Raw genomic sequence first — 19,408 nt, 5'->3', positions numbered from 1 at the left:
GTGGGCACGGAAGTGACCGCGCGCTGGTGATGGATTTTGACATTTCCCCTCTGGGGTTCTGTCAATTTACGGTGGGGATTATGGCCCGGCCAAGCGCCCTATTCCGGTCTCATGAGAATGGCAATCACTGGGAAAACCGCAAGAAACGGGGGGGACGATTGATCGAGCCTCCGGCATTTGCTTAAGCAGGCATCAACGCACTTCAATCCGCTCAGATCGATAGCACATCACCGAACTTTACTCTGACGCCTCAACGAAAATCCTAAAACCAGCGGCTATCCCTGCCCACGCATCGGCTTCAATGCCTCAGCCCACTTCAACAGTTCCTTGAGCAGCACTTCGGCCGATTCCTCATGAGGCTTTTCCGGTTGGAAGCGACCGTTGTCATCAATGAGTGTCCACGGCATCTGAACCATCACCCCTTCAAACATCGGCATCATCTTGACCGCCGTTACCCATTGCTTGGCCAACTGGGCTGACCGTAAACCGCCGGACACGCCGCCGTAGCTGACGAAGCCTGCGGGTTTATAGTTCCATTCGGAATACACGTAATCCAGTGCATTGGTGAACGAAGGCGGTGGGCAGAAATTGTATTCAGGGAGCACGAAGATGTAGGCATCCGCCTTGGCAACGCTTAGGGACCAGGCCTTGGTGTGGTCGTGTTCGTATTTTTGCATCTTGGGGTGATTGGGCTCGTCGTAGACCGGCAGCTTGAAATCCGCCAGATCGACGAGTTCGCATTGGAAGAGCTGTTGTTTTTCCGCCCACTCATAAAACCATTTCGCAACGGCCGGCCCAACCCGTCCCGGACGCGTGCTGCAAATGATGATCTGCAGTTTCAGGCTCATCTTGTCACCTCTTAACGGTTTGTTTCTGTAGTCATTCTGACGAACACGCCCACGGTCCGTGTGGGCGTTACCGCAAGCGGGCTACTTCTGCTGCGAAGCGAAGCTCTGCATCAGATTCGCATAATGCGGCAGATGGCTCGCCAAAATGCCTCCAAAGCCTTCGATGTCATTGCGCCAGTCCCGATGCAGTTCGCCGGCGACGCTGAACCAGTTCATCATCTGTGCGCCGGCGGCTTCCATACGGCTCCAGGCCGCGTCGCGGGTGACGCTGTTGAACGTGCCCGAGGCATCGGTGACGACAAACACATCGTACCCTTCTTCAATAGCAGACAGCGTCGGGAATGCAACGCAGACATCGGTTACGACGCCGGCAATCAACAGCTGTTTCTTCCCCGTTGCTTTCACGGCGTTGACGAAATCATCGTTATCCCAGGCATTGATCTGACCGGGCCGCGGGAAATACGGCGCATCGGGGAACGCCTCTTTGATCTCGGGCACCATCGGACCATTCGGGCCGTCTTCGAAGCTGGTGGTCAAAATGGTGGGGATACCAAAAAACTTGGCGATGTCGGCCAGCGCCAGCACGTTGTTCTTGAAGTCGTCCGGGGAAAAATCCCTCACCAGGGAAAGCAGCCCCGCCTGATGGTCAACCATCAACAGGGCCACATCGTCTTTATCCAGTCGCTTGTAAGTAAAGGCCATCATTTATCTCCTTGTTTTCCTGATTATGTTGTTGGCCGGTCGTTTGACCGGCATGGGTCGCCATCGGGCCCTGGGCCTAATGGCGCAGCTCACCGAATTTCCCGCCTTGGAAGTCGGAAATGGCTTGCTGGATCTCTCGGTGTGACGTCATGACGAATGGCCCCTGCCCGACTACCGGCTCATCGATGGGCTCGCCACTGCGCAGAAGCACGTGCGCCTCGTTGTTGGCCTCGAGGGTCAGTCCTGAGCCGGAGCGTTCCAGGCTCGCCAGTTCAGCGTCTCGCAGAACATCCGCTCCATTGATCTGAATCGTTCCTTTCAGGGCGACAATCAGCGCGGTATGCCCTTCCGGGACGTCCAGCTCGATGTGGGTTCCGGGTTGAATGAACAGATCCCAGACATTGATGGGAGTGAACGTCTTCGCGGGCCCTCGGTGTCCCTGGAAGTCGCCTGCGATCACGCGAAGCTGTGCGCTTTGGCCTGCCAGCGATACAACTGGGATCTCGTCATGCAAGAGCGTTTGATAGGCCGCAGGCGTGCTTTTGTGCTGGGCCGGCAGATTGACCCAGAGCTGAACCATCTCCAGGGTTCCGCCCTGCTCGGTAAACGCGCTGGAGTGGAACTCTTCATGCACGATGCCGGCACCTGCCGTCATCCACTGGACGTCGCCCGCGCCGATAAATCCACCGGCGCCCGACGAATCGCGGTGCTCCAGTTCGCCCGCATAGACCATCGTCACCGTCTCAAAACCGCGATGCGGATGCGGCCCGACGCCTCTGCGCTCGTGACCACGGGAAAACGTGGCCGGCCCGGCGTAGTCCAGCAGCAGGAATGGGGAAATATTCTCTGCCCCCATGCGGTTGTAGGAGAGGAGCGAACGCACGGGAAAGCCGTTGCCAACCCAATGGCCCTGCGGCGGACTGTAGATGGTCTTGACCTGTTTCATCGGCCCCTCCGTTGTGTCGTGGGAAACATCGTCCAAACCACGATAGACCTCGACGACTGGGCTGAGTAGGCATTAAAACTTATACTCAGCGTTCCATAGATAGGACGGCGATATATGCAGGACCTGAACGATCTCTACTACTTCGTCAAAGTGGTGGAACATGGAGGCTTCGCGCCGGCGGGACGCGCTTTGGGGCTACCGAAATCAAAGCTCAGTCGCCGTATCGCGGCACTGGAACATCGCCTGGATACGCGTCTGATCAACCGGTCAACTCGGGTCTTTACCGTTACGGAGCTGGGCAAGGAATACTATCGCCACTGTCAGGCGATGCTGGTGGAAGCGGAGGCCGCCCAGGAAGTCATCGATCGGTCCCGATCCGAACCCAAGGGGTGCATCCGGATGAGCTGCCCTCCGGGATTGATCTATTTCCTGGTGGCGCCCCTGGTGGTTCGGTTCATGACGCGCTATCCGGAAGTGAATATTGAACTGGATGCCACCAGCCGGCGTGTGGACGTGATCAAGGAAGGCTACGATCTGGCCCTTCGGGTGCGCTATCCACCGCTGGAGGACAGCGGATTGACGATGAAGGTATTGAGCCAGAGTCCACAGTGCCTGATGGCGGCGCCCTCCGTTTTCGAGCATCACCCCAGGCCAACGACGCCGGAGGATCTGGCGCGCCTGCCAAGTATCGATTTTGAGCAATGGAATGGCCAGCACGTCTGGTGCCTGGACGGCCCTGAAGGCGCGTCGGTTCAGATTCATCATCAGCCCCGATTGGTCACCGACGATGTGTTTACCCTTCGGGAAGCGGCGCTGTCTGGCCTCGGCGCCGTCAAGATGCCGATGATTGTTGGCGGGCGCGACTTGATCGAGGGCCGTCTGGTCAGCGTGTTACCGGAGTGGCGACCACGCGGCGGTATTTTCCACGCCGTCTTCCCGACTCGCCGGGGCCTGCTGCCGGCCATCCGAACCTTCCTGGACTTCCTGTCGGAGTCTCTGGACGATGTGGATTTCAGGGTTCCGCAAAACTCCGATTAGACAGACGGCCGGCACCGCATTCGCCACCGACTAGTGGAGGGTCACGCGATCACGGATGATCCGGATCGTGTCGATGTCCATGGTGACGTAGGCCTGCTGGACAAACAGGTCGTAAGGCAGCTCGTCGCCAATACCTTCCACATAACGGGCACAGTATCGAAAGCGAACGAACAGGGCGTCGGGTTCCGGCTCCTCGATCGTCATCGTCAGACTGCCCCCGGCAACGTCTGCCGTTGGAATAATGTCGTACTGCACGCTGTGCTGTCGGTCGAAGGTCACGACGTCATGAACCACGACGCCGGGCAGCTCCAGTCGACGTTTCAGTCGGGTGTCGGATTGCCACTCCAGGTCGAACTCATCCAGTCCGACAACGAACCGGTGGGGTTCAGTGGCTCGCAGGGCGATACCGTCCCAGAGCTGCGCCCGGGTGATGTTCGGGATACGGTCGTCCGTCAGATCATTAACCTGCACCACGTGCTCAAACTGCATGCCCTTCCCCTCCTGTTTTGGCGCCGCAGGCCTGTATGTTCCTCGCGCCGACCCCGATAGCCAAAGTCAGGGCGATCCCCCACAACGGCATGAACAACGTTGTCACCAGTATCAGCACCGACACGCCAAGCAGGATATGGCGCCCCGCATGGCTCAGTACCAAACGGTCCCTGACGAACCAGAGTCCCATCAGATACAGGCTGACAGGAACGGATATGGCGTACAACGCGATCCGGTAGCTGGTTCCGGATTCTCCGGTCAGCACATCCACCATGGCGGCGATACCCGCACCCACGGCAGCGCCGGCCATGTAGATCACCAGGTGGCCATACCCCCAGACCAAGGCCAGGGACAGGCGTTTTTGGGCAATGTGATCTTCCTTTGAAAAATAGGCCCACCACAACGAAAACACGATAACGAGCGCCGATCCGGCAACGCTCAGCAAGTCGAGATCCAGATGCCCGACGTCTGCGTGCTGCAGCGCCATGGCGGCTGCCAGCAAGGTTTCGCCAAGCACAATCAGGTTCAGCAGCCCATAGCGTTCAATCAGGTGATGACGATGCCAGGGGGTTGTCACATGGCTCTCGGCGTAAACGGGGACCGACAACTCCAGCACCGCCCCCAGGGCATAGAGACTGAACAGAAATGTCGGAGGCATCGGCTGGGCAAGCATCAACCCGACCCAGAACACCTGGACCAGCGCAATACCGCCGGCATACCGGTAGGCCGTCTTCCGTCGATCGGAATCGTGATAAGCAGCACGCAGCCAGAACAGGACCATGGCGATGCGCATCACCACAAAACCGATCACGATCATGTCGATGCGCGTGCTCTCGAAAAATCGATGAATCCCTGCCGCCATGATCAGTGAACCGGCCATCATCACCATGGTCAGCAGTCGGTGCAGGCTGTCATCGTTGTCGTAGGCGGACGCATACCAGGTGAAGTTCATCCAGGCCCACCAGATCGCAAAAAACGAGGCCAGAAAGCTGACAACGCCCTCCCCGACATGACCTGCCGCAATGGCGTGATGCAGTCCGGCGGCGGCTGAGGCAATGGCAATGACAGACACGAGATCAAACAGCAACTCGAGTGGTGTCGCTGCTCGGTGGGTATCCTGATCATCTCTTGGGCTCAGTGGACGCAGGCCAAAGTGCCTTAAAGGTAGACGCGGTGAAGCCGGGTTTGTCATTGGAATCCATGCGCAAAGGTGGTGACTTGGGCCAGCAAAGCCTTTAAGGAGGGCGCGTCGACGATAGAAAAGCGACAATCCGAGTGACGGCCGCGCCCATTCATCCGTAAACATAACGGACGGCATTCACGGGTAACAGCCATTTCTTGTGAACACAGCGTTCTATCGATAGCACGATAGCTTCCGGGTGATCGCACGACCCAGCGTGTCTTCAAAAATAAGCGGCAGACAGACCAATAGCCCCCCGATTACAGCGATCAGCCCGTCATCCCAATGCAACGGATGCAGGTTCAACAGCGCCGACATCTCGGGAACCTGGATCAGGATGAACGCAGAGACCACGGCGAGGCTCGCCACCAGCCACGCGGTTCCGCTGCGCAGTCGACTCAGCACCGTCGTGATCCCCACGTTGGCGACAATGAGCGCAGCCAGTGCCATCGCACGGGCATGTTCCACATCCAGCCCACTGCCAAGGGCGCGATCGTAACTCCAGTAGACCAGCGCCGTCACAAGCACGCCGGTCACAATGATCACGGCCGTTTGCTCGGTATTGAAGAACCTTAATCGCCCTTTCGGAGGCTGCCGCTGCAGCACACCCAGGCCCGGGGCGGCTTGAAAGACAAGCAGCGCGGTGGGATGGATGATCAATTCCAGCCACACAATATGAATGGGTAAGTACAGGATCGGGAAGCCCAACAGAGGAATCAGGGCCGCGGTCAGGACCAGTGGTATGTGGACCATTAACAGATACTGGAAACTCAACTGCAGATTCGAAAAAAGCTGGCGCCCTTCTTCAATGGCCCCAACGATGGTCCGGAAGTTGTCGTCCATCAAGACAATGGCGGCGACTTCCCGCGCGGCCCGGGTGCCACGCTCGCCCATCGCGATTCCGACGTCGGCCACCTGTAAGGCCGGCACGTCGTTGACACCATCCCCGGTGACGGCCACCAGCTCCCCTTGACTCTGAAGGTGTTTCACCAGCGCGAGCTTTTGGGCGGGTACGGCGCGTGCAATGACATCGATCTGCCGAATGGATTCGACATCACCGTTTGCCAGGCAGTGGTCCATCTGGTCTCCGGTCATCACCGTGGGCGCGGCACCGCCCAAACCGATGTCGACAGCGATCGAGCGGGCCGTGGCCGGATGATCGCCGGTGACCATAATGACCTTGATCTGGGCGGCACGACATTGCGCCAGGGCGTCCTGCACGCCCTCCCTTGCCGGATCCCCGAAGGCCAGCAGGCCTGCAAAAGAAAAACCGCCATTGGGTTCCTCCGACGACGCCTCTAGCCCGTCTCGCCAGGCACAGGCGACCACTTTCAAGCCATTGGAGGCCAGGGCTTCTACGCGCTCGTGCCACGCCTCCAGTTGATCGGCGCTCAACGGGCATAGCCCCAGGACGGTTTCCGGAGCGCCTTTGACGACGGCAAACGTCTCTTCCCCCCGCTTCAGCACCGCCGTTTCCCGTTTACGGTCCTCTGTAAATGGAAAACTGGCGACGACAATGGCATCCGTGCCGTCGGACGAATAGTCCAGTATGGCGCGATCCAGTGGGTCGCCGGATTCCCGGCGCGACGCAGCGGCGGCAATGTCCACAAGCCGCTCTGGAGCGACTTCATCGGCCGGGTATTGATGCGCCAGGCGTAACCGCCCTTCGGTCAGGGTTCCGGTTTTATCCGAACAGATCGTCGTCACGCGACCGATGTTCTCGACAACAACCGATCGCCGCACCAGTGCCTGACGTTTGGCCAGGCGGTAAACACCCACGCCGAGGAAAAACGTGAGCACCACCGGGAATTCCTCCGGCAACGCCGCCACGGCCAGCGTGACGGCGCTGATAACCGCATCCAGAAGGCCGTGGCCCTGATATAGCCGCACGCCGGCGAGTAAAACACAGAATGCCACCGCGACGACGAGCAGACCGCCAACCAGTCGGGTGACCGTCCGTTGCAATGGGGTGCGCTCATGACTCCCACTGAGTGCTGAGCGGACGATTTCGCCGTAAAGCGTGTCACCGCCGGTGAACACAACCCGAACCAGCGTTGTGCCGGCCAGCAGCCGAGTACCCGCAAACCCCCAGAAGCAACCTTCCAGAGACACATCTCCGATGGTCGGAAGACGGGTCTCAAAAGCCTCCTTGCGGACGGGATAAGCTTCTCCGGTCAACGCGGATTCGTCGACCTGGGCGGATTCCGCCGAGAGCACCACGCCGTCTGCGGGGAACGGCTCGCCGGCCTGCACCTCGACTAAATCGCCGGGCACCAGGTCTACGGCGTCGATCACCGTTTTTTGCCCCTGCCGTAATGCCGTCGCCCTGGATGCCAACTGGCCGCTCAATGCGGCAGTCGACGCTTGAGTGCGGCGATGCAGGTAGGCGTCCATACCGAGAAAAGGAATCAGGGCCACCAGAAGCACCAGGGCTTCCGTATGGTCACCGGTAAACCAGAAAATCACACTGGTGGCGAGCAGGAACCACAACATCGGATCGCGCAGGGTGTCTTTCAGCAGCTGTTGCCAGCCACTATCGGGCGTTTCAACGATGAGGTTGGTGCCAAATCGTTGTCGGCTGTTGAGGAGGTCTGGTAACGAGAGGCTCTGTGTTTCTTCCGGTAAAAAGGGAAGGCGATCTTCAGGGATGATTCGGTTCATGGCCGCCCTACGCACAGGTACTCGGGAGATGGCCAATATGTATCAGCCAAGCGCCCTGCCCGCGTTGCGCCACGTCAACTCCCTTTCAATTAGCCAGCCATGGTATCCGTCAGGATTCCGGCAAAGGAATGAACTCGTCTTCGTCTCCCGGAACCAGGGGGAACCGACCGGCTTTCCAGTCGGCCTTGGCCTGCTCCAGCCGATCTTTGCGGCTGGACACGAAGTTCCACTCCATGAATCTCGGAGCAAACGGCTCGCCGCCGATCACGGCGATGCGGGATTCTTCGTCCGCTGTGATCTCAATACCGGACTGAGAGCCGAAAATGGCCATCGAATGCTGGGGAATTGCGGTTTCTTTGGCCTTCAGGGAGCCGCTGGCGACGTAAACGGCGCGTTCGGTAGCCTCCGGCAAGACGAGCGACTGGCCTTTCTGCAGGTGGGCTTCCACGTACAGCGTCTCTGAGAGGGTCTTCACCCGTGATGTCACACCGTAGGCCTGCCCCATAATCACACGGACGGGTACACCTTCGATATCCAGAGCGGGAATGTCCGCGCTTGGGTAATGATAGAAAGCCGGCTCGATCTCTTCCCTGTCTTCCGGCAGCGCCAGCCAGAGTTGCAGGCCATGCAGGTTGTGGTCGGTTGCGGTGACTTCCGGTCGCTCCCGTTCCGAGTGGACAATCCCCTTCCCGGCCACCATGAGGTTGATGTCCCCCGGCCGGATCGGCTGAACGCTGCCCAGGGAATCCCGGTGCAGAATTTCACCCTCGAACAGATAGGTCACAGTGGCCAGGTTGATGTGGGGATGCGGGCGAACGTTGATGCCGGAGCCGGCCGGAAAGCGGGCAGGCCCCATATGGTCGAAGAAAATCCAGGGCCCGACCATCTGGCGTTCGCGGGTGGGCAGGACACGCCGGACAGAAAAACCGCCGAGATCCTTGTCCCTGGGCTGGATCATCAGCTCGATGGCGTTGCACGAATGATCGGTTTGACAGTCGGCCGTGACCGATTCGCTGAGGTTGCTCATGGCTGTCTCCACACAGTCTGTTTACCCGGGACGAGTAGTTCTGACAGATCTCAGTAAACATAGCGTAAGGCGCTAGTGAGCAATAGTCATAGAATCTGAACACAATGTTCTATGAATGGGACGAAGGGTGTGTTTCGAGGTGAAGGGTCAATGCGCTCGGAACGGTTCGGAACAGTCTGAAGGCAAAAAAACGAGCCCCTATCCTGAGAGCTCACCAAAGCCGGGCCCGTCACGATGGGCCCGACTTTTAAACGTTCACGGGAGCGGCGTTCAAGCGTCGGCCAGCGACCACTTGATCCCCAGAGTCCCGTTGACCGAATCCCGGATTTCACGATAACGATCCGGCTCGGTAATCAGTGTCTCCAGGTTGTCCTCCGGGAACATCTCTTTCAATTTCTCGCGGGCCGCATCTTTCTTGAAGACGGCGGGCAGCATTTGCTCGAGACAGCGCAGCATCACTTCAGGGGACACCGAGGCACCCGGCGATGCGCCCAGCAGCGTCCCGTAGGTCTTGTCGCTGGAGACCAGAATCTCAGTGCCCATCTGCAAGTCGCCGTCCCGAATGATCTGCACACGCTGGCCGGCATCCACGGCTTTCCACTGGAACTTCTTGCTCATGCCCGGAGCAAATTCCTCCAGTTCCTCGAACATGCTCTTCTCACCCTTGAAGGTCTCTGACACCAGATACTTCACCAGCGGAAAATGCTCGATGGCCACGTTGAGCAGTCCGGGAATGTCGTGCAGGCGCATCGAACGCAGGTAATCCAGGAATCCGCGGCCTTTTTCAAGAACGGGCTTGAACGATGCGAACGGACCGAACAGCAAGTAGTGCTGTCCGTTCGACACTCGCAGATCCAGGTGCGGCACCGACATGGGAGGCGCGCCCACCTTGGCCTTGCCGTAGGTTTTCGCGCGGTATTGATCCGCCTGTTCCTTGCTGATGGGCGCCTGCAGGAAGCGCCCACCCACGGGAAAGCCGGTAAACCGGCTCCGGAACGGAAGATGGCTTCTCTTCAGGATCGGGAAGGCGCCACCGCCGGCACCCACGAACAGGACATCGGCCTTGTGCCGAACCGAACGACCGCCCTGCTCCGTCTCCACAAGCCAGCTGCCGGACGGACTTCGATGCACCCGCTTCACGTGGGTGCCGTATTCAATCTTCACACCCAACTCATTCACGGCGTACGCTGCCATTTGCTCCGTCAAAGCCCCAAAATTGACGTCCGTTCCGGTCTCGATGACCGTAGCGGCCATCTTCTGTTGCCGGGGGCGGCCTTCCATCAAGTACGGAATCCAGCGCTTGATTTCGTCGAAATCTTCCGAAAATTGCATTTGCTCAAAGAAATGATGGGAGGACATTTCCTTGAACCGCAGTCGCAACTCGTCAATGGACGATTCGGAAACAATCGTGCAGTGTTTGGTCTGGTTGATGACCGACCGGGGATCTTTGATAGCGCCTTTCTTGATCAGGTAAGCCCAGAACTGTTTGGCCACGTTGAACTGGGCGTGGATCTTCAGGGCTTTCTCTACCGAAATCTCTTCTTCATCGACCGGGGTGTAATTGAGCTCACAATTTGCTTCATGACCTGTGCCGGCATTATTGAAAACCCAGGAGTTTCCAGCGCCGGGTCCGTCGAGTCTTTCCAGAATGGTGACATCCAGTTCGGGGGCCAATTCCTTCGCCAGCGTGGCGAAGGTGGTGCCCATAATCCCTGCACCAATAATGATCACATTCATAGGGTCTGCTCACTTATCTGAGATGGTCTGATTTCTGCCGGAAACGTTTGGTTTAAAACTACCATGCCTGGGCCTGCCACCGATAACTTACGGGGGGCTCTCTGTTTTTGCCATTAATCTGTTTTTGCCTTTAATCAGTGAACGTCGGGCTTTCGAGTCCGAGCCCTGGACGCCCCGGCGTTCGCCCTGCTGTTCTCAGTTATCCCGCCAACGTGGCCTGTATCTGCTGCCGGAGCCAGGCCCTGAGCGGATCTTCGTGGGTCCGTTGGTGCCAGGTTTGCAGGATGTCCACCTCCGACAGTTCGATCGGCACGGGATAACGGACCAGATCCGGCATTCGCCGACACGCTTCCTCGGCGACGGATTGCAGGCAGGTGATCAACAGGTCACTGCCTTCCACCAGCAACGCCGGTGACATGAAGCTTGAGAGCCCCGCAACCACATGGCGTTGTCGGCCCTGCTGCTCAAGCGCCTTGTCGACGATGCCGTCCAGGTCCCCCGTCAAGGTGGTCACCAGATGGTCGCAGGCGAGAAACGTCTCCAGATCCAGCTTGCCATCCAACGTCTGGTTGGTGCGGCTCGCCAGCACACAAAAGCCTTCCGAATGGATCGTCTGCTGGTAGAACGTCTCTGGCAGTTGATCGAAAAAGCCGGCAATGGCCAGGTCGCACGCCCCGGTCTCCAGTTCGCTCCTGGGCAGTCTGCCGCGGGTATTGTGGAAGACCAGTTGGAGGTTGGGCGCTTGATCCCGAACGATCGGCAACAGCTTGGGGACCAGCAGCTGCTCGATGTAATCCGTGCTGTAAATCCGGATGCGGTCCTCGCGCATCAAAAAGCTTTGTTCGTCGCAATAGTCGTAAAACGACTCCAGTGATCGGATCAGTTGCTGCACCATCGGCGCCAACTGGTGCGCCCGGGGTGTCGGCGTCAGTCCACGGGGCGCCCTCGCAAACAGCGTGTCGTCGAACTCATTCCTCAGCTTGGCCAGCTTATGGCTCAACGCGGGTTGGCTCAGGTGCATGCGCTCGGCTGCCGCAGAGACGCTTCTCTCCTGATAAAGCACCTGGAACAGCTTCAGCAGATTGAGGTCTTTGACCGTGATATTCACTTTTCGAATCTCTGTTATTCAAACAAGCCATTTAATTTATAACATGGTCTTCTCTACCATGGCGACCTGTTGATTAGGATGCGCTCTTTTCTCGGACAAGGGCCTCACAACGTCATCTGTCTCTGATGGCTCGATTCCTCCATCCGCTAACGAGAGGTTGAAATGACTGATCTTTTTTCCCCACTACAGCTCGGTGCCTTGACCCTGAACAATCGGGTGCTGATGGCGCCGCTGACTCGCCGCCGGGCCGACGCCGACCACGTACCGACCGACATGATGGTCGAGCACTACGCCCAGCGAGCCTCTGCCGGCCTGATCATCGCGGAAGCCACCATGGCCATGGAGGGGAACTCGGCCTTCTGGCGTGAGCCGGGGATCTATTCCGACGCGCAAGTCGCTGGCTGGAAGCGAGTCACCGATGCTGTTCACGCCAAAAGCGGCAAGATCTTCCTCCAGATCTGGCACGGTGGTCGGTCCTGCCATCCGGTTTTGAACAACGGACGCGTTCCGGTCGCGCCCTCCCCGATTGCGATCACGAGCGACGAGGTGCATACCCCGGAAGGCAAGAAGGCCTATACCGTGCCGCGCGAACTGGCCGATGACGAAATCCCGGGTATCATCGAGGGTTTCCGCACTGCCGCCGAAAACGCCAAACGTGCCGGCTTCGACGGCGTCGAAGTCCATGGGGCTAATGGCTACCTGCTGGACGAATTCCTGCGTGACGGATCGAATCACCGGGAAGGCCCCTACGGCGGCCCGATCGAGAACCGGGCTCGTTTGCTGCTCGAAGCGATCGAAGCGGCTTCCGATGTCTTTGGCAGCGACCGCGTAGGCGTGCGTCTGTCGCCGCTGAACAGCTTCAACAGCATGAAAGACAGCGATCCGGTGGGTCTGGTGACCTGGCTGGCCAAACGCCTGAACGACGCCAACCTGGCGTATGTTCACCTCATGCGTGCGGACTTCTTCGGCGAGCAAAAGGCCGACGTCGTGACCCCGTTCCGCGAGCACTACAAGGGCAACCTGATCCTGAACATGGGGTACAGCGGTGAGGAAGCCGGTTCGGCGATTGAGGCCGGTCAGGCCGATGCCGTGGCCTTTGGCGTGCCGTTCCTGGCCAACCCGGACTTGCCCGCCCGCCTGAAAGTCGGTGCCGAATTGAACGAGCCGGATCCGAACACCTTCTACACTCAGGGTGAGGAAGGCTACATCGACTACCCGACCCTGGAAGCCCTCGCCGAGGCTTAATGCACGACGATACAGCGGGGGCTTCGGCCCCCGTTGGTCGAAGGAGAAGACCGATATGATTCACGTCATTGCGACAATCGAAGTGCAACCCGGTCAGCGAGACGCGGTGATGTCAGAGCTGCTGAAGGTTCAGCCCATGGTGTTGAACGAGCCTGGATGCTGCAAGTATCAACCGCTTGTCGATGTGAAAGTGGACCTGCCGGTGCCCCATCGGGACAACACGATCACGGTCATCGAACAGTGGGCTTCACTCGCGCATCTGAAAGCCCATATGGCGGCGCCGCACATGAAGGCCTACAAGGAAGCCGTGGGGGACAAGGTAAAGGACGTGAGTCTCCAGTTACTGGAGAAGAACACCCCGGGCCATCGGCAAGGCTGAGAAACAATCAGGGTAACAAGCAACTTTAAATATAACTTATATATAGCTGTTATCATTGAATTAATAATACCGGAAACGAACATAAAAGCCGGGAGAGCCAAAGACCGCCTCTCCCGGCTTCGCGATCAGGCCTGGGCCTTACTGTAGCCCAGTTTCCTGGCATCCCGTGCCAGGCCCATGTACAGGCTGATGCACATCAGTATGAGGATAACGGCAAACGGCAATCCCGCCGTCACCGCTCCGGCCTGCAGCGCTTTTAGCGCCTCCGACCCGCCGCCAAACAACAGCGCAGCCGCAATGAGGCCTTCCATCGTGGCCCAGAACACGCGCTGCGCGACGGGTACGTCTTCCTTGCCGCCCGCGGTGATGCCGTCAATCACCAACGACCCGGAATCCGAGGATGTCACAAAGAACACCAGCACCAGAACGATTGCCAGGAACGAGATCATCGACGTCATCGGCAGGCCTTCCATCATCTGGAACATGGCCAGCGGGACTTCAGTCAGCCCCTGGGTCAGGGCGCCGGTACCGGCCTGGATTTGATCGATGGCATCGCCACCGAAGGCTGTGACCCAGACACCGCAGACGATCGTGGGCACGACCAGAACGGCCAGCATGAATTCACGTACGGTCCGCCCCTTCGAGACGCGGGCAATGAACATGCCCACGAAAGGCGACCAGGAAATCCACCAGGCCCAGTAGAATACCGTCCAACCATGGAACCAGGCTTCATCGTCACGTCCGACCCAGTTGCTGAGCGGGCCGATGTTCCGGATGTAAGAACCGAACAGTTCGATGAGGTTTGAGAAAAAGCCGGTGATTGAGCCCAGTGCAATCACCGCGACCAGCAGAATGAACGCAATGATCATGTTGATGTTGCTGAGCAGTTTGACGCCGCCTTCGAGCCCCCGGACCACGGAAAAAATGGCAATCGAGGTGATGAAGGCGATCAGTGCGATCTGGGTACCGATGCCATTCTCGACGATGCCCAGGTAGGCCAAACCACTGGCCGCCTGCTGAGCTCCCAGCCCCAGCGACGTGGCGAGACCGAAGATCGTGGCCAGTACGGCCACAATATCGATGGCGTCGCCGATCGGGCCCCAGGTCCGGCTGCCAAGAATCGGGTAAAACGCGGACCGTACCGTGAGAGGGAGCCCCTTGTTGTAGGCGAAGAAAGCCAGGGACAGACCGACAATGCCGTACATGGCCCAGGGATGAAGGCCCCAGTGGAACATCGTCGCACCCAGGGCCAGCGACTTCCCTTCTTCGGTAAGCGCCGCAACGCCCAGCGGAGTGCCATACCAGTCGGTGTAATAGGCAACCGGTTCAGCAACGCTCCAGAACATCAGGCCAATGCCCATACCCGCCGCGAACAGCATCGCAAACCAGGACACGGTGGAAAATTCAGGCTTGGCCGTCTCGCCGCCAATACGGATTTTACCTACCGGCAGGAATATCAGGGCGAGGCAGAAAACCACGAACAGGTTGCCGCCGGCCATGAACAGCCAGTCAAAATGCGCAATCGCCCAGTTTCGGGCGTCGAGCAACATGCCATTGGCGGCTTCGGGGGCCAGCAAGGTACCGATAACGAAGATCAGGATCAGGACGGCACTGATACCAAACACCGGATTATGGATGTCGAATCCGGCAATTTGGATGTTGTCCTGCCCAATCTGGTAGTCGACGTCATCGTAGGGACTGTCGACATCGACCGCTGGTTTTACAGGTTCGGTCATGAGGAGACTCTCCAGAGTGTTTCGTTATTATGGGGTTCTTGTGGGAACCGGAGGTCATCTCGAATAAGCCCGCAGGGCCGGTGTTCGGGTCGCAGCGATCGTGAGTCCGGCTGATTCGATCTGTTCCGGTATCACTGATGGTATGGAATTGGGAACCGGCACAGATTCCCAGCTGCGACATGGATGGGGGGTTGCGTGTCTTAAAACGGCAACGTTGTTTACCGGCTTTCGGTGTGGAGCCTCGACTAGCGCACCACACCTTCGGAGACCAGCAGCTCCATGATGGCCGTTGCCTTTTCCTGGTCTGTTCCTTCCCGGATGACGGATCCACCCTGGCCCTGGGGTTTTGCCGTAGCGGCCTTGAATCGGTCGGCAGCGGACTTGGCCTTGGCCACGTGCAAGCGTTTGGGCCGGGGCTTCGCCGGAGCGCACGTCCATTCCTGGCGGGCCTGATCGACCGGTGCGTCGGTGATGGCATCAACCAGCCGACCCCGTCGGGCCGCCCCGAACGCGTATTGCCGAGCGTCGGCTGCCGCACTGTCGACGGTCGCAATGAACGGCAGCGGGACGCGCAACAGGCGGCGTTGGCCGCGCGGCAGTGCCTGCAGCACCTCGGCACGTCCGCCTTCCACTTTCCGGATATCGGCAATGTGGGACACCAGTGGCCAGCCCAGTTGCTCCGCCAGCAGGTAGGGCACCATGCCCGACGCTTCTCCCTGCTCCGCATGGACGCCCGTCAGGACAATGTCGAAAGAGGCGCCTTTCAGGTATTCGAGGAGAACCGGTACCGCATCCGCCTGTTCGTCAGCGTTCAGGAGCGTGATTTCCGGCAGGCCCATGCCCAGATACTGATCCAGACCGCCCTCCCGGTCACCGTCACCCACATGGATCACCCGGGATGCAGCACCCGCCATCTTCAATCCCAGCTCAACCGCGCGTGCGTCCTGGCTGGCCCGCCGGGAGCGCCCCGACTTGGGGTGTTGCCCGTTGGATACCAGTGACGCCACTTTCAGGTCGGGATCAGGCCACATGACGCGCCTCCTCTGTCATGTCGGTGGCCGCATCATCCGATGCGGTGTCGGGATTGTCCTGCCGCGCCGCCGCGAGGCGCAGCAGCTCGCCAAGAATCGCCTGGCTGTCGCCGATAACGCTCAGGTCGGCCCGTTTGATCATGTCGCAGCTGTCGTCGAGGTTGATGGCGATCACCTTGTCACACTGGCCAATACCCTGCAGATGCTGGATGGCGCCGGAAATCCCCACAGCCACATAGACCCGGGCGGTCACCCAGGTCCCGGTCGCACCGACCTGCCGGCCGCGGGGCATGTGGCCATCATCGACGGCCACACGGCTGGCACCTTCGGTGGCGCCCAACGCCGTTGCCACCGCGTGGAACTGGTCCCAATCCCGGATGCCGTTACCTGCGGAGAGGATGAACTCCGCTTCGCCAAGGGCGATCTTGCTCGGATCCACATCAACCGGGCCGAGATCTTCGATCAAGGCGCTGACGTCCGGGAGGGTATCGAGCTCAATCGGTTTGGCTTCGTGCCGCGTCTCGTCGACCGGCAACGCGCACTCCTCAGCCAGAAGCAGGACTCGCGCCGTCGGACGGTGCCAGTCGGTCCGTTGGGTGCCGCCCCGGCACACGGTCTGTTGTGCATCGACTTTCCAGGCGTGGACCGCGGGCCGTTCGCCCAGGCGCGCCGACAGCCGCGATCCCAGGTCGGCACCGCCATGGATGGAATCCGGGAACAGCCAGAAGCGCGGCGCCAGTTGGGATTCAACCGCTTCCAGGACCGCCAGTCTGTGTTCCGGGCAATAGCCCGACAGGGGCCGGCCGTTCAATTCGGTCAACGAAACCAACCGGTCGGCCCCGGCCAGTTCGAAGTTTGCTTCGCGGGCTTCGCCCAGGGCCACGGCTACTACGGCGCCCTGCTCCTCAGCGCCCTGGACCAGCAAACGGGCCTGCCCCAGGATGTCCCTGTCGTGGCTGCTGAGACGCCCCGCCACCAGGTCCACCACGACCGCCACATAGAAGTCCGGGTTATCGACCCGGTGCAACGGAAGCTCGACCTTGGCGCCGGTGGAACGCCCCCGGCCACCTGACGATGAGCCGGAAGCGCCGCCGGACAGACCGGCACTGCGATCGATGCGCCTGATGCCGTGGGGACCGATAAAACCCACCGCGTGCGGGTTCTTTCGCAACAACCCCGTGGGGCCCCTTGTCGGCCCGTTCCGGGCCGCTGCCAACATCTCGTGTTCCGGGTGCAGCCGATTCCGCAGGATCCATTCCATCCGGGGATTGCGTCTTGGCGTGTCGCTCATCAGTGAACCTCCTCCGCCAGGGACGGCCTGGCCGTCGCCGTTGAAGCCGGCCCGGCCGCATCCACGATCAGGCCCTCGGCCACCAGTTCCGCCAGGTCACGGATCTCGGGCCGGGGCTCGACCACCCCTTCGAGCATGGCCGTGCATTGTTGGCACGCCACGGCAATGGTCTCGGCCTCCACCTTGCGGGCATCGTCCACCCGCATGTCCGCGATGCGGTGTTCGCCCGGGATGTCCGTAATCGGCGCGCCACCACCACCGCCGCAGCAGCGCGAGCGGTACCCGGAGCGTTCCATTTCGCTGACCTGGATACCCAGCGCAGCCAGCAACGCCCGTGGGGACTCGTATTCCCCGTTGTAACGACCGAGATAGCAGGGGTCGTGATAGGTCACGGCGCCGCCCTTGAATCGATCCAACTGGATACGGCCTTGAGTCACCAGCTCGTTGATGAACGTGCTGTGATGCATCACGTCATAGTGACCGCCGAAATCGCCGTACTCGTTCTTCAGTACATGGAAGGCGTGGGGATCGGTCGTCACGATCCGGCTAAAACGGTACTTGCGCAGCGTAGCGACGTTGTGCCGGGCCAGGGTCTGGAACGTGGCGTCGTCCCCTAACCGCCGGGCCACGTCGCCCGAATCGCACTCTTCGTTGCCGAGGACCGCAAAGTCCACATTGGCCGCTTTCAGGATCTTGACGAACGCGCGCAGGATGCGTTGACTGCGCATATCGAAACAACCATCGCTGACCCAGAACAGCACATCGGCCACCTGCTTGTCGGCCATCAGCGGCAACGCCAGATCCGCAGCCCAGTTCATCCGGCTGTCGGGCTCGTAGCCGCCGGGGTTGTCCGTGGCGATCAGGTTATCCAGCACCTCGGCACCCTTGTTCGGCGTCTCGCCGCGCTCCAGTGTCAGGTGGCGGCGCATATCGACGATGGCGTCGACATGCTCGATCATCATCGGACACTCCTCGACGCAGGCCCGGCAGGTGGTGCAGGACCAGAGCGTCTCGGCGCTAACCAGACCGTCCACGATCGGCTGATGGGGGCTACCTTGAGCCTGCCCGACATCGCGGCCCGGGTACGGGCTGCCGGCATAATGCGCATCGGTGCCCCCCGCCAGGCCCACGACCATGTCCTGGATCAGCTTCTTCGGATTCAGCGGCTGGCCCGCTGCGAACGCGGGACAGACCGCTTCACAACGCCCACACTGGACGCAGGCATCGAATCCCAGCAGCTGGTTCCACTTGAAGTCCGAGGGTTCGGCGACACCCAGCATGCCGTCCAGATCGACCGGTTTGAGACCGGTTGAACGGCCACCGCCAAAGCGTTCCGGACGACGATGGAAGGCCAGGTGCAGGGCCCCGGCAAAGGCGTGCTTCATCGGACCGCCCCACCCCATGCCGAACAGCAGCTCGGCCAGACCCAGGGTCACGCCGATCAGCAGTACGCCCGTCAGCACCCAGTGGCCGAAGTTTTCAGGGAGCACGTCGGACGCCAACAGGGTCAGCAGGAAGAACGAGGCCGAAAACGTGAGCAGGCTTTTCGGCAAACGCATCCACGGTCCTTTCGACAGGCGCGCCGGTGGGTTGCGGCGGCGGCGATAGACGAAGACGGCGCCGGTAAACATGATGATCGTGGACACCAGCAGTGGCAGGGTCAGCCAGCGGCTGTCCAGCCCGAACACGTGCACCGGAATGATCAGCAGCATGGACAGCACGAAGCCCCCCGCGGTGGCGACGTGCGTATTGGACATCGCCTTGTCCCGGGCCACCACATGGTGCAGATCAACCAGATAGCGGCGCGGCATGGCCATGAGTCCGGCGATCAACCGGACCGGTTCGGGCCGGCCCGCTCGCCACAGCAGGATGCGCCGGAGCGCACCGATCGCGAACAGGCCCAACGCCATGATCACCAGGGCGGGAAGCAGCCATTCAGGAAGCATGGAATACCTCACTGGATCGAACTTGAATTAGCGAGCCTCGGAAT

The 19,408-nt window shown here is 60.0% G+C and carries 16 protein-coding genes; 3 read left to right on the top strand and 13 right to left on the bottom strand.

Annotated elements, in window-relative coordinates; genetic code table 11:
* Window positions 1–275: 275 nt before the first annotated feature.
* The 3 genes from JL474_RS03770 to JL474_RS03760 form a co-directional block, all read right to left on the bottom strand.
* A complete protein-coding gene (locus tag JL474_RS03770) occupies window positions 276–848 on the bottom strand; it encodes an NADPH-dependent FMN reductase (RefSeq protein ID WP_203140969.1) in 573 nt (190 codons plus the stop codon).
* A gap of 81 nt (window positions 849–929) precedes the next feature.
* Window positions 930–1,550 carry an isochorismate family cysteine hydrolase YcaC gene (ycaC, locus tag JL474_RS03765; protein ID WP_203141303.1) on the bottom strand — a complete coding sequence of 207 codons (621 nt, stop codon included), beginning with the start codon at window positions 1,548–1,550 and terminating at the stop codon, window positions 930–932.
* Between the two features lie 76 nt (window positions 1,551–1,626).
* Window positions 1,627–2,496 carry a pirin family protein gene (locus tag JL474_RS03760; protein ID WP_203140968.1) on the bottom strand — a complete coding sequence of 290 codons (870 nt, stop codon included), beginning with the start codon at window positions 2,494–2,496 and terminating at the stop codon, window positions 1,627–1,629.
* Window positions 2,497–2,610: 114 nt separating this feature from the next.
* Between JL474_RS03760 and JL474_RS03755 the strand changes: the two genes are divergently transcribed.
* Window positions 2,611–3,534 carry a LysR substrate-binding domain-containing protein gene (locus JL474_RS03755; protein ID WP_123634571.1) on the top strand — a complete coding sequence of 308 codons (924 nt, stop codon included), beginning with the start codon at window positions 2,611–2,613 and terminating at the stop codon, window positions 3,532–3,534.
* Window positions 3,535–3,564: 30 nt separating this feature from the next.
* Here JL474_RS03755 and JL474_RS03750 read toward each other — a convergent pair whose 3' ends face one another.
* From JL474_RS03750 to JL474_RS03725, 6 genes are all read right to left on the bottom strand, one after another.
* Window positions 3,565–4,023 (bottom strand): AtaL-like protein, encoded by a 459-nt coding sequence (locus tag JL474_RS03750; protein WP_203140967.1) that lies wholly within the window; start codon window positions 4,021–4,023, stop codon window positions 3,565–3,567.
* On the bottom strand, window positions 4,013–5,329 hold the full coding sequence (locus JL474_RS03745) for a low temperature requirement protein A (RefSeq protein WP_203140966.1): 1,317 nt from the start codon (window positions 5,327–5,329) through the stop codon (window positions 4,013–4,015). Before JL474_RS03745 ends, JL474_RS03750 begins: the two co-directional genes overlap by 11 nt.
* Window positions 5,330–5,377: 48 nt before the next feature.
* Window positions 5,378–7,864 carry a cation-translocating P-type ATPase gene (locus JL474_RS03740; protein ID WP_203140965.1) on the bottom strand — a complete coding sequence of 829 codons (2,487 nt, stop codon included), beginning with the start codon at window positions 7,862–7,864 and terminating at the stop codon, window positions 5,378–5,380.
* A 109-nt stretch (window positions 7,865–7,973) separates the two neighbouring features.
* Entirely contained in the window at window positions 7,974–8,891 is a 918-nt protein-coding gene (locus JL474_RS03735) for a pirin family protein (protein WP_203140964.1), read from the bottom strand.
* Between the two features lie 270 nt (window positions 8,892–9,161).
* Window positions 9,162–10,628, bottom strand: coding sequence for a malate:quinone oxidoreductase (locus JL474_RS03730; protein ID WP_203140963.1), 1,467 nt, complete (start codon window positions 10,626–10,628; stop codon window positions 9,162–9,164).
* 199 nt (window positions 10,629–10,827) lie between these two features.
* A complete protein-coding gene (locus JL474_RS03725) occupies window positions 10,828–11,736 on the bottom strand; it encodes a LysR family transcriptional regulator (RefSeq protein WP_203140962.1) in 909 nt (302 codons plus the stop codon).
* Between the two features lie 162 nt (window positions 11,737–11,898).
* On the opposite strand from JL474_RS03725, the gene JL474_RS03720 reads away from it, so the two are divergent.
* Together JL474_RS03720 and JL474_RS03715 are read left to right on the top strand one after the other, a co-directional pair.
* On the top strand, window positions 11,899–12,981 hold the full coding sequence (locus tag JL474_RS03720; protein ID WP_203140961.1) for an alkene reductase: 1,083 nt from the start codon (window positions 11,899–11,901) through the stop codon (window positions 12,979–12,981).
* Between the two features lie 55 nt (window positions 12,982–13,036).
* Window positions 13,037–13,360, top strand: coding sequence for a putative quinol monooxygenase (locus JL474_RS03715; protein WP_203140960.1), 324 nt, complete (start codon window positions 13,037–13,039; stop codon window positions 13,358–13,360).
* Between the two features lie 125 nt (window positions 13,361–13,485).
* On the opposite strand, the gene JL474_RS03710 is transcribed toward JL474_RS03715, so the two are convergent.
* The 4 genes from JL474_RS03710 to JL474_RS03695 form a co-directional block, all read right to left on the bottom strand.
* Entirely contained in the window at window positions 13,486–15,096 is a 1,611-nt protein-coding gene (locus JL474_RS03710; protein WP_203140959.1) for a BCCT family transporter, read from the bottom strand.
* Window positions 15,097–15,341: 245 nt separating this feature from the next.
* Complete coding sequence (etfB, locus tag JL474_RS03705) at window positions 15,342–16,127, bottom strand: electron transfer flavoprotein subunit beta (protein WP_203140958.1); 786 nt, start codon at window positions 16,125–16,127, stop codon at window positions 15,342–15,344.
* On the bottom strand, window positions 16,117–17,418 hold the full coding sequence (etfA, locus tag JL474_RS03700; RefSeq protein WP_203140957.1) for an electron transfer flavoprotein subunit alpha: 1,302 nt from the start codon (window positions 17,416–17,418) through the stop codon (window positions 16,117–16,119). The genes etfB and etfA overlap by 11 nt, the downstream gene beginning before the upstream one ends.
* Window positions 17,418–19,364 (bottom strand): (Fe-S)-binding protein, encoded by a 1,947-nt coding sequence (locus JL474_RS03695; protein WP_203140956.1) that lies wholly within the window; start codon window positions 19,362–19,364, stop codon window positions 17,418–17,420. Before JL474_RS03695 ends, etfA begins: the two co-directional genes overlap by 1 nt.
* Window positions 19,365–19,408: the final 44 nt, after the last annotated feature.

The sequence above is a fragment of the Marinobacter mangrovi genome, from assembly GCF_016798325.1.
GTDB classification, from domain to species: domain Bacteria; phylum Pseudomonadota; class Gammaproteobacteria; order Pseudomonadales; family Oleiphilaceae; genus Marinobacter_A; species Marinobacter_A mangrovi.
Note: the sequence above shows the minus strand (reverse complement) of the source record. Positions and strands in the feature narration are given on the sequence as shown.